Genomic DNA, 19,432 nt, shown 5'->3' with positions numbered 1-19,432 from the left:
GGGTGCTGTTCATCCTTCGAGCAGCCGCTGCCCCACGTACTCACCGTCGCGGGGGGCGCGCGGTACCGCGTACAGCCCGCTGGACTCGTGCCGGATGAACTCCGACAGGGCGTCCCCGCGGTCGAGCTTGCGCTGGACGGGCACGAAACCGCGCAGCGGATCGGCCTGCCAGCAGATGAAGAGGAGCCCCGCGTCCGGGGTGCCGTCGGCGCCGATCCCGTCGTGGAAGGAGAAGGGACGCCGGAGCATGGCGGCCCCGCCGTTCTGCTCGGGGGCGGAGATCCGGGCGTGCGCGTTGGACGGGATGACCGGTTTGCCGTCGGGGCCGATCTTGTCGAGGGCCATCTCGGTGGTCTCGGTGCCGCCGGTGAGGGGGGCGCCGGTGGCCTTCGTGCGGCCTATGACCTGCTCCTGCTGGGCCAGGGACTGCTTGTCCCAGTCGTCGAGGAGCATCCGGATGCGGCGTACGACGGCGTACGAGCCCCCGCCCATCCAGGCGTGCTCGGCGGGCCCGGGGCCGGTGGCGGGGACGAAGATCCGCTTGTCGAAGTCCGGCTCAGCGGGCTTCGGGTTGCCGGTGCCGTCGATCTGGCCCATGAGGTTGCGGGCGGTCATCGGGGCGGCGGTGGCGCCGGGGGTCCGGTTGAAACCGTTCATCTGCCAGCGCACCCGGGCGGCGTCCCCCGCCTCCTTCTGCAGGGCACGCAGGGCGTGGAAGGCGACGAGCCCGTCGTCGGCGCCGATCTGGACCCAGAGGTCGCCGTTGCTGCGCTGGGCGTCGAGCCGGTCGGCGGAGAAGTCGGGCAGCGGGTCGAGGGCAGTGGGACGGCGGGCGGTGAGCCCGGTGCGCTCGAAGAAGGAGTACCCGAAGCCGAAGGTGACGGTGAGGGAGGACGGTCCGGCATCGAGGGCGATCCCGGTGTCCGCGGACGAAACCGCCTTGCCCGCCATCAGCAGGCGGGCGGTGTCGGACCAGCGGCGCATCAGGGCAGCGGCCTCCTTGCGCCCGGCGCCCGGGGCCAGGTCGAAGGCGACGACGTGGCCCTTGGCCTGCAGCGGCGTGGTGATGCCGGCCTGATGGTCGCCGTGGAACGCGACCTCGGTGGCGCCGAGGGAGGCAAGGCTCCCGGCCGCTCCGGGAGCACCGGCCGGGGAGCCGGCGAGTGCGGAGTGCACGAGTGCACCGCCGGTGGCGCCGAGCGCCAGCCCGGCGGCGCCTGCGGCGCCTACGGTGCCCAGCAGTCGGCGCCGGGAGATCTCGATGTCGGTGTTGCTCTCGGTCACGCTGGTCAGCCGATCTTCACGGTCTTCTGCACGGTCGTCTGGTCGATGTCGGAGGTACGGACGGTCACGTCGATCCGCCATTCCCCGGAGAGCGGCAGCTGGACGCCGGATGCGCTCCAGTGTCCGGGGGCCGCACGCTCCGGGATGAGCGGCAGGGGGCCGATGTCCTTGGCGGAGAGGGTGAAGGCGACCTTGATCTCGGGGATGTCGAGAGGCTTGCCCTCGGGGTCGTCGACCCAGACATGGAGCGAGTTGGCGCCGACCCGGCCCGGGTCGAGCTCCACCCGGACCGATCCCTTCCCGTTCTCGCCGCCGGAGTCGAACGGCAGCGTGATCTTGATGGCGCGGTTGGGGACGGCGGTGGCCGCGGAGTCGCGGCTGCTCGTCTGCTCGGCGGTCCGGCCGGGTTCGGTGCCGGTCAGGACAGTGGTCACGGCGAGCAGGACCACGGCGACTCCGGCCTCGGCGAGGACGGAGCGACGCAGCCCCGCCCGGTTCGGATCGGCGTCGCGGACCTGCTTTTCGCGTGCGTTCTCGCGGGCGGCACGCTGGCGGGCGAGCTGGGCGGCGCGCTTCGGGTCGTCGGGGACCGTGACGGCGGCCGGCTGTGTTTCACGTGAAACATCGCGCTGCCGACCGACCTTGGCCGGCTTCGCGGCGGGTGCGTCGGTGAGCCGTGCGGTCCACGAGCGGGAGACGTAGGCGATGCCGACCAGGGCGGCGACGAGCCCGACCTTCAGCAACAGAAGCTGTCCGTAACTGGTACCGGTGAGGGCCGACCAGCTGCCGACCTGGCGCCAGGACTGGTAGATGCCGGTAACCGTCAGCACCAGGACACTGACGAACGCGACCCGGGAGAACCGCTGGACCGCCTCGCGTTCGATCCCGGGGACCTTGTGGAGGGCGACGAGCAGTGCGGTGAGCCCGCCGAGCCAGGCGGCGACGGCCAGCAGGTGCAGGATGTCGGCGGGCATGGCGATCCCGGGCTGGACGCCGGTGGAGGCGTGCTCGGACAGCGCCCAGGTGGCGGCGATCCCGCCGGCGACGACGGCTCCGCCTGTGCCGAGGCCGAAGAGCAGGTCGTTGGCCTCCTTGTCCGCAGCCTGCCCCTTGTCTTTGTCCCCGTTCTTGCCCTTGCCGATGTCCCCGGTCTCGGCGGTCCTGCGCGCGAAGGCGCCGAACAGCACGGCGATGAACAGCGCGGCGGCACCGAGAAGCAGCAGCCGGGAGACCAGGGAGGCACCGGGCTTGGTTTCCAGAACGGCCTTGAGGCCGTCGAGGTCCAGCGCGTCGGCGAACTTCCCCGACCCCGTGTACGGGTTGCGGAGCACCAGCATCGCCAGGGTGGCGGCGGTGAGTGTGACCCAGGCGCGTACGACGAGCTTCTGCAGCGGGCGCTGCGCCGCGCCGCGGCGCCAGCACAGCAGGATGAAGGCGGCCCCGCCGACGAGGACCGTGAAGCCGGCGTAGGCGGCGTAGCGGGCGATGCCGTACACGATGCCGACGGGCCCGCCGCCCGCCTGCCCGGTGGGCAGGGCGACGCTGGTCGCCGAGGGGGCCCCGATGGAGAAGGTGAAGGCACCGGAGACGGGGTGGCTGTCGGCGGACACGGCCTGCCAGGCGACGGTGTACGTGCCGTCCGGCAGCCCGGAGTGCAGTGCGGTGCCGTAGCGGATGGTGGATCCGCTGCACATGTCGCGCAGTTCGCCGGTGTCCACCCGCCTGCCCTGCGGGTCCATGACGCGGATCGAGTCGTCGCCCATGGCGACCTGCTCCGAGAAGGAGAGGGTGACCTGGGCGGGTGCCGTGGCGACCACCGCCCCTTCCTTGGGGTCGCTCGCGGTGAGTGCGGCGTGTGCCGTGGCCGGGCCGGCCGCGGTGAACAGGGCTGCCAGCAGGACTGCGAGGACCAGCGCGAGCCGCGGCAGGAGTGCCGCGGCCCGGACGCGGGCCGGGGAGGGGGCGATGGCCGTCATGGCGTGTCAGTACCTCGGTCCGTCAGTGGGCGCTGGTGTTCTGGGCGTTGTACGTCCGTTCCTTGACCTCCAGCTCGACCTTGACCGGGTCGGCCTTCTCGAAGCGCAGCTCGACGGTGACCTTGTCACCGATCTTCGGCGTGTTCTTCAGCCCCATGAACATGACGTGGCTGCCGCCGCGCTCCAGCTTGAGCTCGCCGTTGGCCGGCACATCCATGGCCGCGACCTGCTGCATCTTCTGGTCCTTGGTCTCGTGGATCTGCAGATCGTCCGAGAGTGGGCTGGTGACGGCCGTGAGCTTGTCGGCGGTCTTCGAGCCGTTCTTGATGACCATGAACGCGCCGGCCATCTTGTCGTTCACGGGCTCCGGCATGAAGGCGCCGGTGACCGTCATCTCCGGCCTGTCCGCGCCGGCGTTGGCGGCGGCGCCGGAGTCGGAGAGCGATGAGCAGCCGGATATGGCGAGGGCTGCCGTCAGGGAGAGTGCGGCGGCGAGGGTGCGGGTGGTGCGGGCGGTCACGGGTTCTCTCCCTTGATGATCTTCGGCAGGTCCTTGGTGTAGTCGTCGACGGTGCTGCCTTCGCCGTAGAGGAGGTACCCCTCGTCGGTCTTGGGCGAGAACGCGATGACCTGGGCGCCGTGCATGGAGACGACGCTGCCGTCGGCCTCCTTCTTGGCGGCCTCGATACCGATGCCGAGCTTGCGCGCGGCGGCCTGGATGGTGGCGAAGTCCCCGGTCAGTCCGGTGAAGGACGGGTCCTGGGCCTTGAGCCACGCGCCGAGGGAGTCGGGAGTGTCCCGTTCGGGGTCGGTGGTGACGAACACGACCTGGAGCTGGTCCTGGTCGGCCTTGGGGAGTGCCTTCTTGGCGACGGCGATGTTGCTCATCGTCAGGGGGCACACGTCCGGGCAGTTGGTGTAGCCGAAGTAGATGAGCGTCGGCTTGCCCTTGGTCTGCTCGCGCAGGTTCCACGGCTTGCCGGTGGTGTCCGTCAGGACCAGCTCAGGCTTGTCGAAGGGGCGGTCGAGGACCGTGGCGGTCCCGGCCTTGGACTGGCCGGTGATCTGCGTGACCGCCTCGGTCTTGACGGGCTCACCGCCGCAGGCGGTGAGGGTGAGCGCGGCCGCTGCCGCGAGGGCGGCGACCGTCACACGTGTGGTGCGCATGGAGAAATGTCCCTGGGATCGGGTGTGTGGTGCGGGCGGCCCGGCCACGAGGGCGGGCCGGCTGCGCGCACGTTCTGGAGAGGGTGATACGGGGATACGGCCTGTGGCCACGTCAGGTCAGGAGGCGCGGCGACGCGAGGCGACACCGAAGGCGACGCCGCCGAGGCCGATGACGATGCCTGCGATGCCGAGGGCCCGTGCGGTCGTGTCGGAGGCGTGCGCGGCGGCCTCGTCGTGGCTCTTGTCGCCCTTTGTGGCTGCGGCGTTCTTGTCGTCGTGGTGGCCGTCGGCCGCCTTGGCCGCGGTCAGCTTCAGGACGGGCGCCGGGCTCTGCGGCTCCGCCGCGCCTTCCTTGGGCTCCTCGATCCAGCGGACGATCTCGTTGTTGTCGTACGTCTGGATCGCCTTGAAGACCATCTGGTCCGCGTTGTCGGGCAGCTTGCCGACGGAGACCGGGAACTGCTGGAACTTGCCGGGCTCGATCTTGCCGCCGCTCCAGGTCACCTTGGTGACGGCCTCGTTGACCTGCTTGCCGTGGACGGTGAGCGGCTTGTCGAGCTTGCTCTTCTCGACCGTGACGGTCCAGCCCGGGACGTCCTGCGGCATGACGGACGTCAGCGGCTGGTCCACGGGGAAGTTGACTTCCAGCTGCGTGGTCGAGGCGTTGTCGCGCTCGTTCGGAACCTTGAAGTTGATCGTCGCGTAGCCGCCCTTGGTGGCCTCTCCGGGCTGCACGCCGACGTGCGCGAAGGCGGTGCCGGACAGGACGAGGACGGTGCCGGCGGCAAGGGCGGCGGCGAAGGAGACGCGAGAGGTCTTCATGGCAGAAACACTCCACAGGGGCAGAGGTGACGGTGGTTCCGCGCACGGGCGCGCGCGGGGTCCGCGGCACCGGTGCTCCCGCCGGATGCTCCGGGGAGGGGGTGCCGCGTCAGGCTGCGAGGGCGAGCGCCGTGCAGGGCGGCCCGCGCCTGATCACCGTGTGATGGAGTGCCTCCCGGCCGGTGTGGGCGGCGGGTTCGGCGGCGGTCCGGGTGCCCTGCGGGGTACCGGCATGCGTGCCCGGGAGCCCGGTGCCGAGGGCGCGTACGAAGGCCAGTGCGGCGCGCAGCGGGCGTACCGGGTCGGCTTCGGCGGAGGCGCGTGACAGCTCGACGAGCCGGAAGAGGGCGGCGTCGCCGCGCCCGAGGAGCCAGCCCGCGGCGAGTGCGGCCAGCAGGTGGCCGACGAGCATGCCGGTGCTGAACAGGCCGGTGGCGGGCGCCGCGTAGGCCTGCGCCATGTGCGCGTGGCCGGCATGTGTCTGCGCCGCGGCCTGCCCTGCGGCCTGGGCCGTCATGGCGGCCGGGTCCAGGCCGGCGGTCTCCAGGATCTGCCGGGCGTCGGCCGGGCTGAGCGGGACGGAGTTGCCCCCGCAGACCAGCCGGGCGGCGAGCGCCGCGACCGAAGTGTCGGTGTCGGCGGGGGTCTGGGCCGCGGCATCGCCGTGCTGGGCGAGGCCGAACACGGCGTGCAGTCCGAGCTGCCCGAAGGCGAGTCCGGCGGCGATGCCGGGCAGTGAGCGGCGGCGTCCCGCGAGCGGGGCTGCGACCGCGAACACGGCGAGGAAGGCGATGACGAGGGCCCACCAGGGCACGGTGGCGCAGGACGCCAGCGCGTGCCCGGCCGCGGACAGCACGACGCAGACCGCGGTGAACACCGCGGCCCGGATGAGCCGGAGGCCGGCTCCGGCGGGCGTCGCGTGGGGGACAGTCATGGCCGGGCCATCATCGCACTGAGCTCACGCCGTCCATACGGCAGGTCCGGAAGGTCGTGAGTGCCCCTGTACGAGGACTTCACGTCGGTGTCCCCGCCGCGGCGGAAGCCCGTGAGCCGCCGCATACACCGCTGCCCGGGAGTGCCGCATCGGCCGAATGAGGGCTGTGGCGGCCGCCGGGCGCTTACGCACCCCCGCGGGCGGCAATAGGTACCCGTATGAGCATCTGGTGGTCTCTCCACTTGAGGCGCGACGCCGCGAGCGTGCCGCTCGCCAGGCGTTTGCTGCTGGGGACGATGGAGACCGCGGGGGTGGACCCGGACATCTCCTTCGATCTGTCGGTGGCGCTGAGCGAGGCCTGCGCGAACGCGGTGGAGCACGGCGGCCCGGCGGCCGAAGCCGGTATGGGCGCGGAACCGGATCCGGAGGCGTGCGCGGCGTACCGCGTCACGGCGTACCTGGACGGGGACTGCTGCCGCATCGAGGTGACCGATTCGGGCCCGGGATTCCCGGCGGCGACGGTCGCGGGGCGCAGACCTCCGCCGGCCGGCCCCTCCGAGCCTTCGGAGAGCGAGCACGGCCGGGGCCTTTGGCTGATCGCGGAGCTCGCCGACCACGTGAGGTTGCGCAACCGGCCGGGCCGGGGCGCGGTGGTCAGCTTCGACAAGATCCTGAAATGGCGTGAGGGAGCGCTGCTGAAGGCGTCGTAGCCGCGCAAGTCCTCCCGGACACGCCGATGGACGGGACTCGCGTACGAGATCCCGTCCACCGGAGGTCAGTCATCGCAGGTCAGCCGTCCGACGTCAGCCGTCGCAGGCCGGCCTTCGCAGGCCGGCCGTCGCGGCCGGCCGGAGTCAGCCCTTGAGGCGCGCCATCCAGGCCTCGACATCGGCCGAGGCGCGGGGCAGCCCGGCCGACAGGTTCCGGTTGCCGTCCTCGGTGACCAGGATGTCGTCCTCGATCCGGACGCCGATCCCGCGGTACTCCTCGGGCACGGTCAGGTCGTCGGCCTGGAAGTACAGACCGGGCTCGACGGTGAGGCACATGCCCGGCTCCAGCGTGCCGTCTACGTACGCCTCGGTGCGCGCGGCGGCGCAGTCGTGGACGTCCATGCCGAGCATGTGGCCGGTGCCGTGCAGGGTCCAGCGGCGCTGCAGGCCGAGCTCCAGGACGCGCTCGACCGGCCCCTCGAGCAGGCCCCATTCGACGAGCTTCTCGGCCAGGACGTGCTGCGAGGCGTCGTGGAAGTCGCGGAACTTCGCACCCGGCTTGACGGCGGCGATGCCGGCTTCCTGGGACGCGTACACCGCGTCGTAGATCTTGCGCTGGATGTCGGTGTACGTGCCGTTGATCGGCAGCGTGCGCGTGACGTCGGCGGTGTAGAGGGAGTGGGTCTCCACACCGGCGTCGAGCAGCAGCAGGTCGCCGGAGCGGACGTCGCCGTCGTTGCGGACCCAGTGCAGGGTGCAGGCGTGCGGGCCGGCGGCGCAGATGGAGCCGTAGCCGACGTCGTTGCCCTCGACGCGGGCGCGGAGGAAGAACGTGCCCTCGATGTAGCGCTCGGACGTGGCCTCGGCCTTGTCCAGGACCTTCACGACGTCCTCGAAGCCGCGGACGGTGGAGTCGACGGCCTTCTGCAGCTCGCCGATCTCGAAGTCGTCCTTCACGGCGCGGGCCTCGGAGAGGTAGACGCGCAGCTCCTCGTCGCGCTCCTTGGTGACCTTGTCGGTCAGAGCGGTCTCGATGAGGGAGTCGTGGCCACGGACGTTCCGGACCGGGCCCTCGGCCTCGGCCAGCTCCTCGGCCAGCTTGCGGACGTCCTTCGCGGGGATGCCCAGCAGTTGCTCGGCCTCGGCCAGGGAGTGGCGGCGGCCGACCCACAGCTCGCCCTGGCCCGACAGCCAGAACTCGCCGTTCTCGCGGTCCGAGCGGGGCAGCAGGTAGACGGTGGCGGTGTGGCCGGTCTCGCCCGTGGGCTCGAGGACCAGGACGCCGTTCTCGGTCTGGTCGCCGGTCAGGTACGCGTACTCGGTCGAGGCGCGGAAGGGGTACTCGGTGTCGTTCGAGCGGGTCTTGAGCCGACCTGCGGGCACGACCAGGCGCTCGCCGGGGAAGCGGGCGGACAGCGCCGCGCGGCGGGCGGCGGTGTGCGCGGCCTGCGCGATCGGCTCCAGCCCGTGCAGCTCGGTGTCGGCCCAGCCCGTGCGCATGTTCTCCGCGAGTTCGTCGCTGACGCCCGGGTACAGCCCGTTCTTGCGCTGCTTGTGCTTCTTCTGGGGCTGCTCTTCTTCCGGGGTCTCCGGGGTGAGCTCGTCAGCCACGTCTTCTCCTCAGCTACGACAGGACCGGGTATGGACCGCATCCATCGTATGTGCGAGGGGAAGACGCCCGGCGGTGGTGTGATAAATCAGTCAAAACGGGCGGCGAGCAGGACGATGTCCTCCACCCCGTCCTCCGTGGCGGCCATGGCGGCGGTGGTGCCGGAAGGGACCGCGGCGGCCTCGGATCCGGCGGGCGCGAGCGCCGGGTCGTCCTCGGGCAGCACCGTCCGCAGGATGTGGTCGCACACGGCCGCCGGATCGTCCCGGATGCCGCGGGGCACCCCCGCGGCCGCGGCGTGCAGGCGCGCGTAGGCCCGGTCCATCGGGTCGCCGGTCCGCCGCAGCAGCCCGTCGGTGTAGAGCAGCACCGTTTCTCCTGGCCCAGGTTCGATCTCCACGCTCGGCGCTTCCCAGCACGACAGCATCCCGAGCGGCGCGGAGAGCGAGGTCTCCACGTACTCCGTGCGGCGCTCGCCGACGAGCAGCGGCGGGGTGTGCCCCGCTCCGGCCAAGATGATCTTGCGCTGGGCGGGCTCGCAGTACGCGAACAGCGCGGTCGCGCAGCGCGCGGGCTCGGTCAGGCGCAGCAGCAGCTCCAGATCGGACAGGACCGCGACGGGGTCCTCCCCCTCCATGACGGCGTACGCGCGCAGCGACGCCCGCAGCCTGCCCATCGCGGCGACCGCGCTGGGCCCCGCTCCGGTGACGGAGCCGACGGCCAGCCCCAGGGCGCCCTCCGGCAGCGGCAGCGCGTCGTACCAGTCGCCGCCGCCGCGCGGCCCGGTGTGGTGGCGGGCGGCGAGCTGGACGCCGGGGATCCGGGGGAGCCGGCTCGGCAGCAGTTCCTCGGCGACCGTGGCCAGCCGGCTGCGGCAGCGTTCCACCTCGAGCATCCGGGCCAGGTGTTCGGCGGCGTGGCGGACGTAGAGCCCGGCGAGATCGCGCTGGCGGTCGCTCGGCTCGGCCTGCTCGTCGTAGAGCCAGACGGCCGCGCCGAGCCGGCCGGTGGCCTCGGCGGTGAGCGGCACGGCGTAGCTGGCGGCGTAGCCGAGCCGGGCGGCGACCTCACGGTGGCGGGGGTCGACCGGGGTGCCGTACCCGCCCGAGCCGGGGGCGGCGTCGGGTTCGGGGAGCACCTCGGAGCCGCCGTGGGCGTCGGGGAGCCCGTCGAGGATCCGGCCGTACGAGGTCGCGGCGCGCGGGACGGTCTCGATGTGCCCGAGGTCCGCGCGGCCGAGGCCGAGGCCGATCGTGGCGGTCGGGCCGAGCCCGTCGGAGGGCTCCAGGACGATCAGGCCGCGGCGGGCGCCGACGAGTGCGGCTCCGGCGCGCAGGAACTCCTGGAGGGAGGAGTCGAGGTCACGGGCGCGGGCGAGGCGTTCGGTGAGCTCGTGGAGGGTGGTCAGATCGGAGACCATCCCTGCCAGGCGGTCCTGGATCAGGGTGCTCGGTCCGGGAACCGGTGCCGGGGCCGGTGCGGGGGCTTTTCGGGCGGGCGTGGGCGCCGCAGTTTGCGGGACCGCGCTAACTGCTGGATCGATTCCAGCCACTTTCGGCAGATGCGGGGCGCTCATGGCGTCCGCCTTTCCACCTGGTGCGATTCGCCATATAGCATCGCAAACCCCCAGATCGTGCTGCGCCGCCATCAATGAATCCACATCTACACGCACACGAGGATCGATGTCCAGCATTGCCCAGGTGGGAATCCTGGTGTCCGTGGGACTGCAACTCACTGTCCAGCCAAGGCTAGAACTTGGCGAGAAAAAGCCGGAAGCGGACGGTTTTTGCGATCGACTGGTCGGGCGCCGGAGTGGCTCCGGGTACCTCATCGATGGTGTCCGGGAAGAGTTGGCGCAGCCCGGTGTTCGCCGGGAACCGCCCGGCACGGGTCGTCGTCCTTAGCGGCGGCAGCCGGTCTCGGCACCGGCGCGGGTCGCGTTCCGCCCCCGCCGAGTTTCATGGACCCGTAAGAAAACTGCACGAACCGTGTGAACCTGCTTCAGGCGGACAGTGACGCGAAACGTGTACGTGTGGTGAGACACCCGTTACATGGTGTGATGTGGCCCTCGGCGTTCAACGGAAAGGAACGAGCGCTCATGCGCGAGATCCTCGGAAGGCGTCTCCAGCGGCTCCGCAAGCGCCTGAAATCCCTTCGCCCCGCCCCCGGGCAGAGCGGTGACCAGGCTCTCTTCGACGCGGCGCTCACCTGCGCCACCGCCTGGCAGTGGCCGGTGCTGCCCGGCGTCGGCCGCTCCGGCGCCGACAGCACCCGGTGCGCCTGCCCCGATCCCGACTGCGTCGTCCCCGGCGCCCACCCCTTCGACCCGGGGCTGCTGGCGGCCACCACCGACCCCCGGATGGTGGCCTGGTGGTGGACCAACCGGCCCACCGCGCCCGTGCTGCTGGCCACCGGCGGGTCCGCGCCGTGCGCCGTGAGCCTGCCGGCCGCCGCGGCCGCGCGGGCCGTCGTACGGCTGGATGCGCAGGGGATGCGGCTGGGTCCGATCGTGGCCACCCCCACCCGGTGGTCGCTCCTGGTCGCGCCGTACTCGCTGGAGCGGCTCGGCGAACTCCTGTACGCCAAGGACCACGTGCCCTCCGCGCTGCGCTTCCACGGTGAGGGCGGCTACCTGTTGCTCCCGCCCTCCGCCGCGTCCGGCGGCGGGCAGGTGCGGTGGGAGCGCGAGCCGGCCGATGCCGGGGGCCTGTGGCTGCCGGAGGTCGAGGCCGTCGTGGACGCACTGGTCGAGGCGAGCACCGGGGCCTCCGGCGGCGGCAGCCGGCTCGCATACTGATCACTCGTACGGGTGTCAGCGCGACGAGTTTCCAAGGGAATTGGGCGCGGGGATCTCCGCGCCCCTTTCCCGCATCGCTATGTTCGCCGAATGAATCTCCGCTTGATCGGTATCAGCGCGGGTGTGCTGATCATCTTGTCGCTCCCGCTGGCAGGAGCGATCGCCGGACCGGATTTCGCCGGTCAGGACGACGGAAAAGGCGGCGGGTTGCTCTCCTCGCTCGGGCTGGCCGATCCGACGCGCGGATCCCGTACGCCGGCGCCCGGCGCTCCGTCCGCGCAGCAGGCCGCGCCGCCGCAGGCCGGGCCGCAGCAGCCGGGTCCGTCCGCGCAGCCCCGTACGGATTCCCGGTGCGGTCCCGAACTCTCCTCACCGCAGGGCGTGGAGGCGCAGACCTGCATCCTGGCGGGCGAGGGGCGGACCTGGGGCCGGAGCTACTACCGCAACACCAGCGGGCGCGCACTGGACGCCGTCCTGACGGTGATGGGGCCCGCGGGACGCACGGTGCAGATCCGGTGCGCGGTCGGGGCGGGCGACGAGCCGGGACTGTGCGAGACGCCGAGGGAGGACTCGGCGGGGGCGCCGGACGCCTACTCGGCCGTTGCGGAGTTTGCAGTTCCGGATGATGAAGGGCGGCTGCTGCTGCGGTCCGGGAGCAACTCACCGGCACCGGCCGACGGTTGAGCGACGGCGGAAATGGAAGGGCCCGGTCGCTGGCGACGGGGGATGCACCAGCGACCGGGCTACAAGAACGGTAACAAGAGATCGCCTGTTCGCAAATTCGATCTCTGATATTCAGACACCGATTTGCAGGCGATTAGCGGGAGTTGTGACCCCAGTCACCGGTCCTGCGGAGCCTCGGCGGTCAGCTGAGGGTGACCTGGCGGTTCGTGAGCCCGCCCCGGGCCCGGCGCTCCTCGGCGGTCAGCGGGGCGTCCGCGGCCAGGGCCGTGGCCAGCCGCTCCGCGAACTCAGCCGCAGGCTTCTCCACGTCGTCGGCGGTCACACCGGTGGGCAGGTCCCAGACGGGGACCATCAGGCCGTGCGCCCGGAAGGAACCGACCAGTCGGGTGCCTTCGCCGAGCGAGGAGGTGCCGGCGGCGTGCAGCCGCGCGAGGGCGTCGAGCAGCTTCTCCTCGGGGTGCGGCATGACCCAGCGCAGGTGGTTCTTCTCCGGGGTCTCGCACCAGTAGGCCGCGTCCACGCCGGCCAGCTTGACCGTCGGGATGGCGGCGGCGTTGGCGCGCTCGAGGGAGGCGGTGATCTCCGGGGAGGCGCTCTGGGCGCTCTCCGCATCCGGAATCCAGAATTCGAAGCCGCTGTGCACAACCGGCTCGAAAACGCCGTCCGTGTCCAGGAGATCCTGAAGTCGCGGCCCCTCGGCGGGAACGCGGCGAGCGGGAATGGGGGTACCCGGTTCCGCGACGAGTGCGCGCTCCAGCGTGTCGGCCATGTCCCGGGAGAGGTCCCCGGTGGTCGAGTCGTTCTGCAGGCCGAGCAGGACGGACCCGTCCTCGCGGCGCAGCGCCGGCCAGGCCATGGGCAGTACGGTCACCAGCGTGACGGAGGGGACGCCCTCGGGCAGACCGCCCTTGAGGGTCAGCGGGATGGTCGCCGCGGGCACGAGCTCGCGCAGCGCGACCCAGTCGCACTCGCCGGGCAGGCCCTCGAAGGGGCGTGCGACGTGCTCGGTGACGGCGTGCGCGGCGGCTGCTCCGTGGCAGGCCTTGTAGCGGCGCCCGGATCCGCAGGGGCAGGGCTCGCGTGCGCCCACCACCGGGATCTCCCCGTTCTTGAGCTGCGGCTTTGCAGTCTTGGCTGCGGGGCGCTTCTTGGCCATCGTGGGTGTCTCCCGGTTGCGGCGGTACGGCGTTGTGTCTGGGCGCGAGCCTAGCCGTTCGTACCGCTGCAACCGGGAGGATGCGGCCGGGAGCACGGTCGGCGTGCGCTCCCGGCGGCCGCTCGTTCGGATGGCCGGTGGTGCGGGTGCTGCTGTAGGGGATCCGGATCGGGTCCGCGCCGGGATCCGGTCACGGATGGAGATCGTCGAAGGCCGTGCTGAAGTCGATCGCCGGGGGCGCAACGCGCGTAGCGAAATCGTCGTGCCGGGGCCCACAGGCAACGGTCACCCATACGGTGACCTCGCCTGCCGCTCCGTCCCGGACACCCCAGTCCTGGGCGAGGGCGCTGATGATGTTCAGCCCCCGGCCGCCGCGCGCGGTGACCGAGGGCGTGGCCGGAACCGGGCGGGTGGGACCGCCCCCGTCCGTGACCTCGACCGTCAGCCGCCCCGCCTTGTCGAGGCGCCATGCGGCGCGTATCTCCCCGTCCCCGATCTCCCCGGCGCCCAGCGGTCTGCCGTGCCGGCAGGCGTTGCTGAGCAGTTCGGAAAGGATCAGTACGGCGTCGTCAATGACCGATTCGGACACCCCGCTCATACGCAATTGCTCACGCATGCGGCGTCTCGCCTCGCCCACGCCCGCAGGACCATGGCATACGTCCATGCACGACGACGTGGGCACTTCCTGTGCCACCACCAACGCCACCCCCGGAACCTCCTTAGCCCCACGCCATGGTCTGGATGCCCCAGTGGCCTGGACCGGAAACCGGTCAAGCAGAGCCCTCTGACGCATTCATGACCAGCGATTGCGGAGCGGATGCGCCGGAGCACACCCTGTCACGCGAGCGACGTGCGGGACGGGTGGGCAAATGAGGACGTCAGCGCCCGAGCTGTGACAGAACTTGTCGCGGCCTGTTCGTAATGATCGCTTCTACACCCAGATCAGCGCAGAGCTGAACGTCTTCCGGTTCGTTTACGGTCCATACGTGTACGGAGTGACCCGCGGCCTGGAGCTTGCGGATGAACCCGGGATGGCTGCGCACGATGCGCATCCCCGGACCGGCGATCCGCACCCCGGCCGGCAGCCGCCCGTCGCGCATCCGGGGCGAGATGAACTGCATCAGGTACACGGTCGGCACCGTCGGCGCGGCCGCCCGCACCCGGTGCAGGGAGCGCGCGGAGAAGCTCATGACGCGGACGGGGTGCGGGCCCTCGGCGGACGGCGCGTCCAGCCCGAACCGCTTGAGGAGGAAGAGGAGGCGCTCCTCCACCTGTCCGGCCCAGCGGGTCGGGTGCTTCGTCTCGATGGCGAGCTGCACCGGCCGGTGGGAATCGGAGATCAGCTCCAGCAGCCGCTCCAGGGTGAGCACGGAGGTGCGCTCGGGGTCGGCGTCCCAGTCGGGGGACTCCTCGCGGTCCTTCCAGGAGCCGAAGTCGAGGGCGGCGAGGTCGGCCAGCTCGAGGGCGGAGACGGCGCCGCGGCCGTTGGACGTGCGGTTGACCCGGCGGTCGTGGACCAGGACCAGATGGCCGTCGGCGGTGAGCCGGACGTCGCACTCGAGGGCGTCGGCGCCGTCTTCGATGGCCTTGCGGTAGGCGGCCAGGGTGTGCTCTGGGGCATCTTCCGAGGCGCCGCGGTGGGCGACGACCTGGATGGGCGGCATTGCGTGGGTCACCGGGTCATGGTGCCACCGCGAATGCGCCCGGTGTCGGGCTCCGCCCTCCGGATGCGACCGAAATGTCGGAGATAAAGGATGGGGGAGATACACAGGTCCGGCTTACAGTGCTCTGACGGGTCATGGGGAAGGCTTTTCCCAGGAACTTGTGCGGCACGTCGAACGTTCAGTCGGGCCGAACCGCCAGTTTGTCTGAAGCCGTGTGTGACGAGGAGAAGAGCGCTGTGAGCACCGAGAACGAGGGCACCGCGGCCCCGACGCCCCCCGCGGCCCCGTCGGCACCCCCGGTGGCAGCTCCCGCCCCCGAGACGTCTGCGCCCGCACCGGCTGCCGGGGCCCCGGCGGGCGCCCCGGCACCTGCCCCGACGGCACCTGCCCCGACGCCCGAGCAGGCCGCTGCTGCGCAGGCCCCCGCGCCGGCCGTGCCCGCCGCGGAGCCGGTGACCCAGCAGCTCCCGCCGACGCCCGCGCCGGGCGCGGAGCCGACCCAGCAGCTCCCGCCCACCCCCGCCCCGGCACCGGCCTACGCCCAGGCCCCCGCGCCGCAGGGCCCGGCCGCGCACGGCGCCGAGGGCTGGCCGCCCCCGCCGCCCAGCGTCCCGGCGTACGGCTCGGGCGGCCACGGCGGCGGCGCCTGGGGCGCGCCCCCCACCCCCGGCGGCATGCCGCCCGCCAAGCCGAAGGGCAAGGGCGGCCTGGTCGCCGCCGTGCTCGTGGCCGCCCTCCTCGCGGGCGGTGTCGGCGGCGGCATCGGCTACTGGGCCGCCGAGCGCAACGACAACGGCTTCGGCTCGACCACGATCACCGCGGGCAACACCCCCAAGGACCTCAAGCGGGAGTCCGGTTCCATCGCGGGCCTGGCCGCGGGCGCGCTGCCCAGCGTCGTCACCATCGAGGCCTCGGCCGGTGACGGCGAGGGCGGCACCGGCACCGGCTTCGTCTACGACCAGCAGGGCCACATCCTCACCAACAACCACGTCGTGGCCTCCGCCGCGAACGGCGGCAAGCTCGCCGCGACCTTCTCCGACGGCAAGAAGTACGAGGCGGAGGTCGTCGGCCGCGCCCAGGGCTACGACGTGGCCGTGCTCAAGCTGAAGAACCCGCCGGCCGGGCTCAAGCCGCTTCCGCTCGGCGACTCCGACAAGGTCGCGGTCGGCGACTCGACCATCGCGATCGGTGCCCCCTTCGGCCTGTCCAACACGGTCACCACCGGCATCGTCAGCGCCAAGAACCGACCCGTGGCCTCCGGCGACGGCTCCGGCAGCAAGAGCTCGTACATGAGCGCACTCCAGACGGACGCCTCGATCAACCCCGGCAACTCCGGCGGCCCGCTGCTCGACGGGCGTGGTGCGGTCATCGGCATCAACTCCGCCATCCAGTCGGCCGGCAACGGCGGCTTCGGCGGCGGCCAGGCCGGTTCGATCGGTCTCGGCTTCGCCATCCCGATCAACCAGGCGAAGAACGTCGCCGAGTCGCTGATCAAGACGGGCAAGCCGGTCTACCCGATCATCTCGGTCTCCGTGGACCTCCAGGCCAAGACCGACGGCGCCAAGATCTCCGAGCAGGGCGCGCCCGCCAACGAGCTGGTCGACCCCAACGGTCCGGCCGGCAAGGCCGGCCTCAAGCCCGGCGACATCATCACCCAGTTCGGCGACAAGCCGATCGACAGCGGCCCGACCCTCATCAGTGAGATCTGGACGCACAAGCCCGGCGACGTCGTGAAGCTGACCTACCTGCGCGACGGGAAGCCGAACACCGTCGACATCACCCTCGGCTCGAGGGTCGGAGACAAGTAACCACGGCTCCACGGCCGGTCCCGGCGAACGGGGAGCGGTCGGGACCGCTGGCCTGATGGCGAGGGGCCGGGGGCGCGAATACGCCTACGGCCCCTCCCAATGTCCGCTTATGCTTCCCACGTGTTCGATTCGCGGCACATACGTACTTTCCACGAAGTGGTCACCAACGGGTCCTACTCGGCGGCCGCTCGCGTCCTCGGGTACACCCAGCCTGCTGTCACCCAGCAGATGAAGGCGCTCGAACGTGCCGTCGGCACCCCGCTGTTCACCAGGGTCGGCCGCAAGATGCAGCTCACCGAGGCCGGGGAGTCCATGGCCCGGCACGCCGAGTCCATCCTCGGCAGTCTCTCCGCCGCAGAGGCCCAGCTCAAGGCGTACGCCCGCCTGCGCACCGGGCGGGTGCGGCTCTGCGGCTTCCCCAGCGCCAACGTCACCCTCGTGCCGGAGGCCCTGAGCGGCCTGGCCAAGGAGCATCCCGGCATCCAGGTCGAGCTTCTCGAGGGGGAGCCCCCCGAGTCGCTGCGCCGGCTGGAGCGCGGGGAGTGCGACATCACCCTCGCCTTCACCTATCCCGGGCTACACGAGGAGATTCCGGAGGAGGTCGCCGAGGTCAGACTCATGGAGGACCAGCTGACGGTGCTGCTCCCGACCGGGCATCCGCTGGCCCGGCGGCGGGCCGTACACCTGGCCGACCTCGCGGAGGAACGGTGGATCGCCGGCTGTCCGCGCTGCCGGGCGAACCTGCTGCACGAGTGCGCCGAGCTGGGCTTCGTGCCTGACATCCGGTTCGCCACGGACGACAACCTGGTGGTGCAGAGCATGGTCGGGCAGGGGCTCGGCGTGGCGATGATGCCCGCGCTGGTGCTGCCCTCCCTCTCCCTGAGCAAGGTGTGCGGCCGGCCGCTGCAGCCCGCCGCGCGCCGGCACATCGCCGCTCACGTCTACCGCGACCATCTGCGGATCCCGGCGACCTCCGTGGTCCTCGACGCGCTGAGGCAGGCTGCCTCGAACCGCGTCGGCTGCTGACCGCCCGGCTGCTCCTCCCCCGAACCCATAAGTGCTGCTTGGGATTTCAGGTGAGAACTGTCGTTGGACGTGATGGGACAGGCTGCTCGACGCTGCTCGTATGACCACCACTACGCCGGCCCGTACGACCGCGAGGATGGCCGCCCTCGTCAGTGAGATCCGTACGGTCGTGGACCTGGGGCTGGCCCCGGACGTGACCGCCTACCTCGTCGGCGAGCGCGTCGCCCCGCACCTGGGCACGGCCGACCTGCTCACTCCCGAGCAGCGGGAGGGATACCCCGACCGGTACCGGCAGCACGTGCTGCACGCGGAGCCGGACGGCAGCTTCTCGGTGGTCGCACTGGTGTGGCTGCCCGGTCAGGAGACCGCCATCCACGACCACGTCTCCTGGGGCGTGGCCGGGGTGCACGAGGGCGAGGAGAGCGAGCTCCGCTACCGGCTGGTCCCTGCCGCCGGAGAGTCCAGCGCCCGGCTGGTGGCGACCGAGCACGTGGTCAACGGTCCCGGTGAGGTCTGCGGATTCGCCCCGCCCGGCGATATCCACAAGGTCCGCAACTCCTGCGGGACCAAGGCGATATCCCTTCACGTCTACGGAGCCGATGTCATCCGGCTGGGCAGCAGCGTCCGCCGCGTCTATACGCTCCCCACCGACTGATGGCGCTGCTGAACCGCCCGGTACGGGGGGCGGAGACGGCACGCGCCGGGCGTGTTTCACGTGAAACATCACCGTCCTGGCCGGGGTTGGCGCTGGCGGCCGTGGGCGTACTGGTGGCGTGGTGCGTACACCGGCTGGTGCCCGACGTACCCATGCTGACCGCGTCGGTGGTGCTCGGCATCGCGGTGGCCCATGTCCCGGGCATACGCGAGGTCGTACGCGGAGCAGCCCGCCCAGGACTGTCGCTGGCCGGGCGGCGGCTGATGCGGATCGGCATCGTCCTGCTGGGTCTCGGCCTGGGCCTGGACCAGGTGCTCCGGCTGGGCTGGGCCACGGTGGCGATGGTGGCCGCGGTGGTTGCCGCCACCTTCTTCGGCACGCTCTGGCTGGGTCGCAAGCTCGGGCTCCCCGGCGACCAGCCGCTGCTGATCGCCACCGGGTACTCGATCTGCGGGGCCTCGGCGATCGGCGCGGTGAGTCAGGTATCAGGCAGCGACGAGGAGGACGTGGCCGCCTCGGTGGCGCTGGTGACCCTGTGCGGGACGCTGGCCATCGCGGTCCTCCCGCTCCTCCAGAGCCCGTTGGGGCTCTCGGACCCCGCCTTCGGGCGCTGGGTCGGCGCGAGCGTCCACGACGTCGGCCAAGTGGTCGCCACCGCCCAGTCGGCGGGCCCGGGAGCGCTCGGCGAGGCCGTCCTGGTCAAGCTGATGCGGGTGGCCCTGCTGGCCCCGCTGGTGGCCGCCGTGGCCTTCTCCGTACGGGCGCGCCGACAGGGTGTGCGCACGCCCTCGGGCCGCCGCCCGGCGCCAGTGCCGCTGTTCGTGGCCGGGTTCCTGGCAGCGGCCGCGCTGCGCGCCACCGGGTTGCTGCCCGACGCGGCGCTGGAGTGGGCGCACACCGCGCAGGAACTGCTGCTGGCGGCGGCCCTGTTCGGGCTGGGCAGCGCGGTGGACCTCCCCCGGCTGGCCAAGACCGGCGGACGGGCTGCGGTCCTGGGGCTCGGAGCCTGGGTCGTGGTGGCCGGTGTCTCGTACGCGGGAGTGCTGCTCACGGCATGACCCGCAGGAGATGTTCCATCGGCGGGAGTTGGCCAATTCCTGGCCGGAACCGACCGAACGTTCCGACTGTCTCCTGACTTCT

General features: G+C 71.8%; 18 protein-coding genes. 7 read left to right on the top strand and 11 right to left on the bottom strand.

Annotated features, from left to right (window positions below; translation table 11 throughout):
- Nucleotides 1–9 precede the first annotated feature (9 nt).
- From efeB to IF09_RS0105615, 6 genes are all read right to left on the bottom strand, one after another.
- Nucleotides 10–1,365 (bottom strand): iron uptake transporter deferrochelatase/peroxidase subunit, encoded by a 1,356-nt coding sequence (gene efeB, locus IF09_RS0105640; protein WP_078613089.1) that lies wholly within the window; start codon nt 1,363–1,365, stop codon nt 10–12.
- On the bottom strand, nt 1,290–3,260 hold the full coding sequence (locus tag IF09_RS0105635; protein ID WP_030292505.1) for a copper resistance CopC/CopD family protein: 1,971 nt from the start codon (nt 3,258–3,260) through the stop codon (nt 1,290–1,292). Before IF09_RS0105635 ends, efeB begins: the two co-directional genes overlap by 76 nt.
- Nucleotides 3,261–3,282: 22 nt before the next feature.
- Nucleotides 3,283–3,780, bottom strand: coding sequence for a copper chaperone PCu(A)C (locus IF09_RS0105630; protein WP_030292502.1), 498 nt, complete (start codon nt 3,778–3,780; stop codon nt 3,283–3,285).
- Nucleotides 3,777–4,427 carry an SCO family protein gene (locus IF09_RS0105625; protein ID WP_030292500.1) on the bottom strand — a complete coding sequence of 217 codons (651 nt, stop codon included), beginning with the start codon at nt 4,425–4,427 and terminating at the stop codon, nt 3,777–3,779. Before IF09_RS0105625 ends, IF09_RS0105630 begins: the two co-directional genes overlap by 4 nt.
- Nucleotides 4,428–4,544: 117 nt before the next feature.
- Entirely contained in the window at nt 4,545–5,249 is a 705-nt protein-coding gene (locus IF09_RS0105620; RefSeq protein ID WP_030292498.1) for a YcnI family protein, read from the bottom strand.
- 109 nt (nt 5,250–5,358) lie between these two features.
- Nucleotides 5,359–6,183, bottom strand: coding sequence for a hypothetical protein (locus tag IF09_RS0105615; protein ID WP_030292496.1), 825 nt, complete (start codon nt 6,181–6,183; stop codon nt 5,359–5,361).
- A gap of 218 nt (nt 6,184–6,401) precedes the next feature.
- On the opposite strand from IF09_RS0105615, the gene IF09_RS0105610 reads away from it, so the two are divergent.
- Nucleotides 6,402–6,893: an ATP-binding protein gene (locus IF09_RS0105610; protein WP_030292494.1), complete on the top strand. Its 492-nt coding sequence runs from the start codon at nt 6,402–6,404 to the stop codon at nt 6,891–6,893.
- A 144-nt stretch (nt 6,894–7,037) separates the two neighbouring features.
- Here the strand turns inward: IF09_RS0105610 and IF09_RS0105605 are convergent, their stop codons facing one another.
- Nucleotides 7,038–8,504 carry an aminopeptidase P family protein gene (locus IF09_RS0105605; RefSeq protein WP_030292492.1) on the bottom strand — a complete coding sequence of 489 codons (1,467 nt, stop codon included), beginning with the start codon at nt 8,502–8,504 and terminating at the stop codon, nt 7,038–7,040.
- An 86-nt stretch (nt 8,505–8,590) separates the two neighbouring features.
- On the bottom strand, nt 8,591–10,195 hold the full coding sequence (locus IF09_RS0105600) for a PP2C family protein-serine/threonine phosphatase (RefSeq protein WP_078613063.1): 1,605 nt from the start codon (nt 10,193–10,195) through the stop codon (nt 8,591–8,593).
- Between the two features lie 405 nt (nt 10,196–10,600).
- Here IF09_RS0105600 and IF09_RS0105595 point away from each other — a divergent pair, with 405 nt between their 5' ends.
- A complete protein-coding gene (locus IF09_RS0105595) occupies nt 10,601–11,299 on the top strand; it encodes a bifunctional DNA primase/polymerase (protein WP_030292488.1) in 699 nt (232 codons plus the stop codon).
- A 90-nt stretch (nt 11,300–11,389) separates the two neighbouring features.
- On the top strand, nt 11,390–11,983 hold the full coding sequence (locus IF09_RS0105590) for a hypothetical protein (protein WP_030292487.1): 594 nt from the start codon (nt 11,390–11,392) through the stop codon (nt 11,981–11,983).
- Between the two features lie 181 nt (nt 11,984–12,164).
- Here the strand turns inward: IF09_RS0105590 and IF09_RS0105585 are convergent, their stop codons facing one another.
- From IF09_RS0105585 to IF09_RS0105575, 3 genes are all read right to left on the bottom strand, one after another.
- Nucleotides 12,165–13,139, bottom strand: coding sequence for a DUF5926 family protein (locus IF09_RS0105585; protein WP_030292485.1), 975 nt, complete (start codon nt 13,137–13,139; stop codon nt 12,165–12,167).
- 190 nt (nt 13,140–13,329) lie between these two features.
- Nucleotides 13,330–13,932 (bottom strand): ATP-binding protein, encoded by a 603-nt coding sequence (locus IF09_RS0105580; protein ID WP_078613062.1) that lies wholly within the window; start codon nt 13,930–13,932, stop codon nt 13,330–13,332.
- A gap of 85 nt (nt 13,933–14,017) precedes the next feature.
- Nucleotides 14,018–14,803 (bottom strand): glycerophosphodiester phosphodiesterase, encoded by a 786-nt coding sequence (locus IF09_RS0105575; protein ID WP_199920407.1) that lies wholly within the window; start codon nt 14,801–14,803, stop codon nt 14,018–14,020.
- 236 nt (nt 14,804–15,039) lie between these two features.
- Here IF09_RS0105575 and IF09_RS0105570 point away from each other — a divergent pair, with 236 nt between their 5' ends.
- From IF09_RS0105570 to IF09_RS0105555, 4 genes are all read left to right on the top strand, one after another.
- A complete protein-coding gene (locus tag IF09_RS0105570) occupies nt 15,040–16,611 on the top strand; it encodes a S1C family serine protease (protein WP_030292479.1) in 1,572 nt (523 codons plus the stop codon).
- Between the two features lie 120 nt (nt 16,612–16,731).
- Complete coding sequence (locus tag IF09_RS0105565; protein ID WP_030292477.1) at nt 16,732–17,637, top strand: LysR family transcriptional regulator; 906 nt, start codon at nt 16,732–16,734, stop codon at nt 17,635–17,637.
- A gap of 100 nt (nt 17,638–17,737) precedes the next feature.
- Nucleotides 17,738–18,292 (top strand): cysteine dioxygenase family protein, encoded by a 555-nt coding sequence (locus IF09_RS0105560; RefSeq protein ID WP_030292474.1) that lies wholly within the window; start codon nt 17,738–17,740, stop codon nt 18,290–18,292.
- Nucleotides 18,292–19,350, top strand: a complete 1,059-nt coding sequence (locus IF09_RS0105555; protein ID WP_030292472.1) for a YeiH family protein — start codon at nt 18,292–18,294, stop codon at nt 19,348–19,350. Before IF09_RS0105560 ends, IF09_RS0105555 begins: the two co-directional genes overlap by 1 nt.
- Nucleotides 19,351–19,432 lie beyond the last annotated feature (82 nt).

This window comes from Streptomyces katrae (assembly GCF_000717655.1).
Taxonomy (GTDB): Bacteria; Actinomycetota; Actinomycetes; order Streptomycetales; family Streptomycetaceae; genus Streptomyces; species Streptomyces katrae_B.
This window is presented reverse-complemented; position numbering and strand designations above follow the sequence as displayed.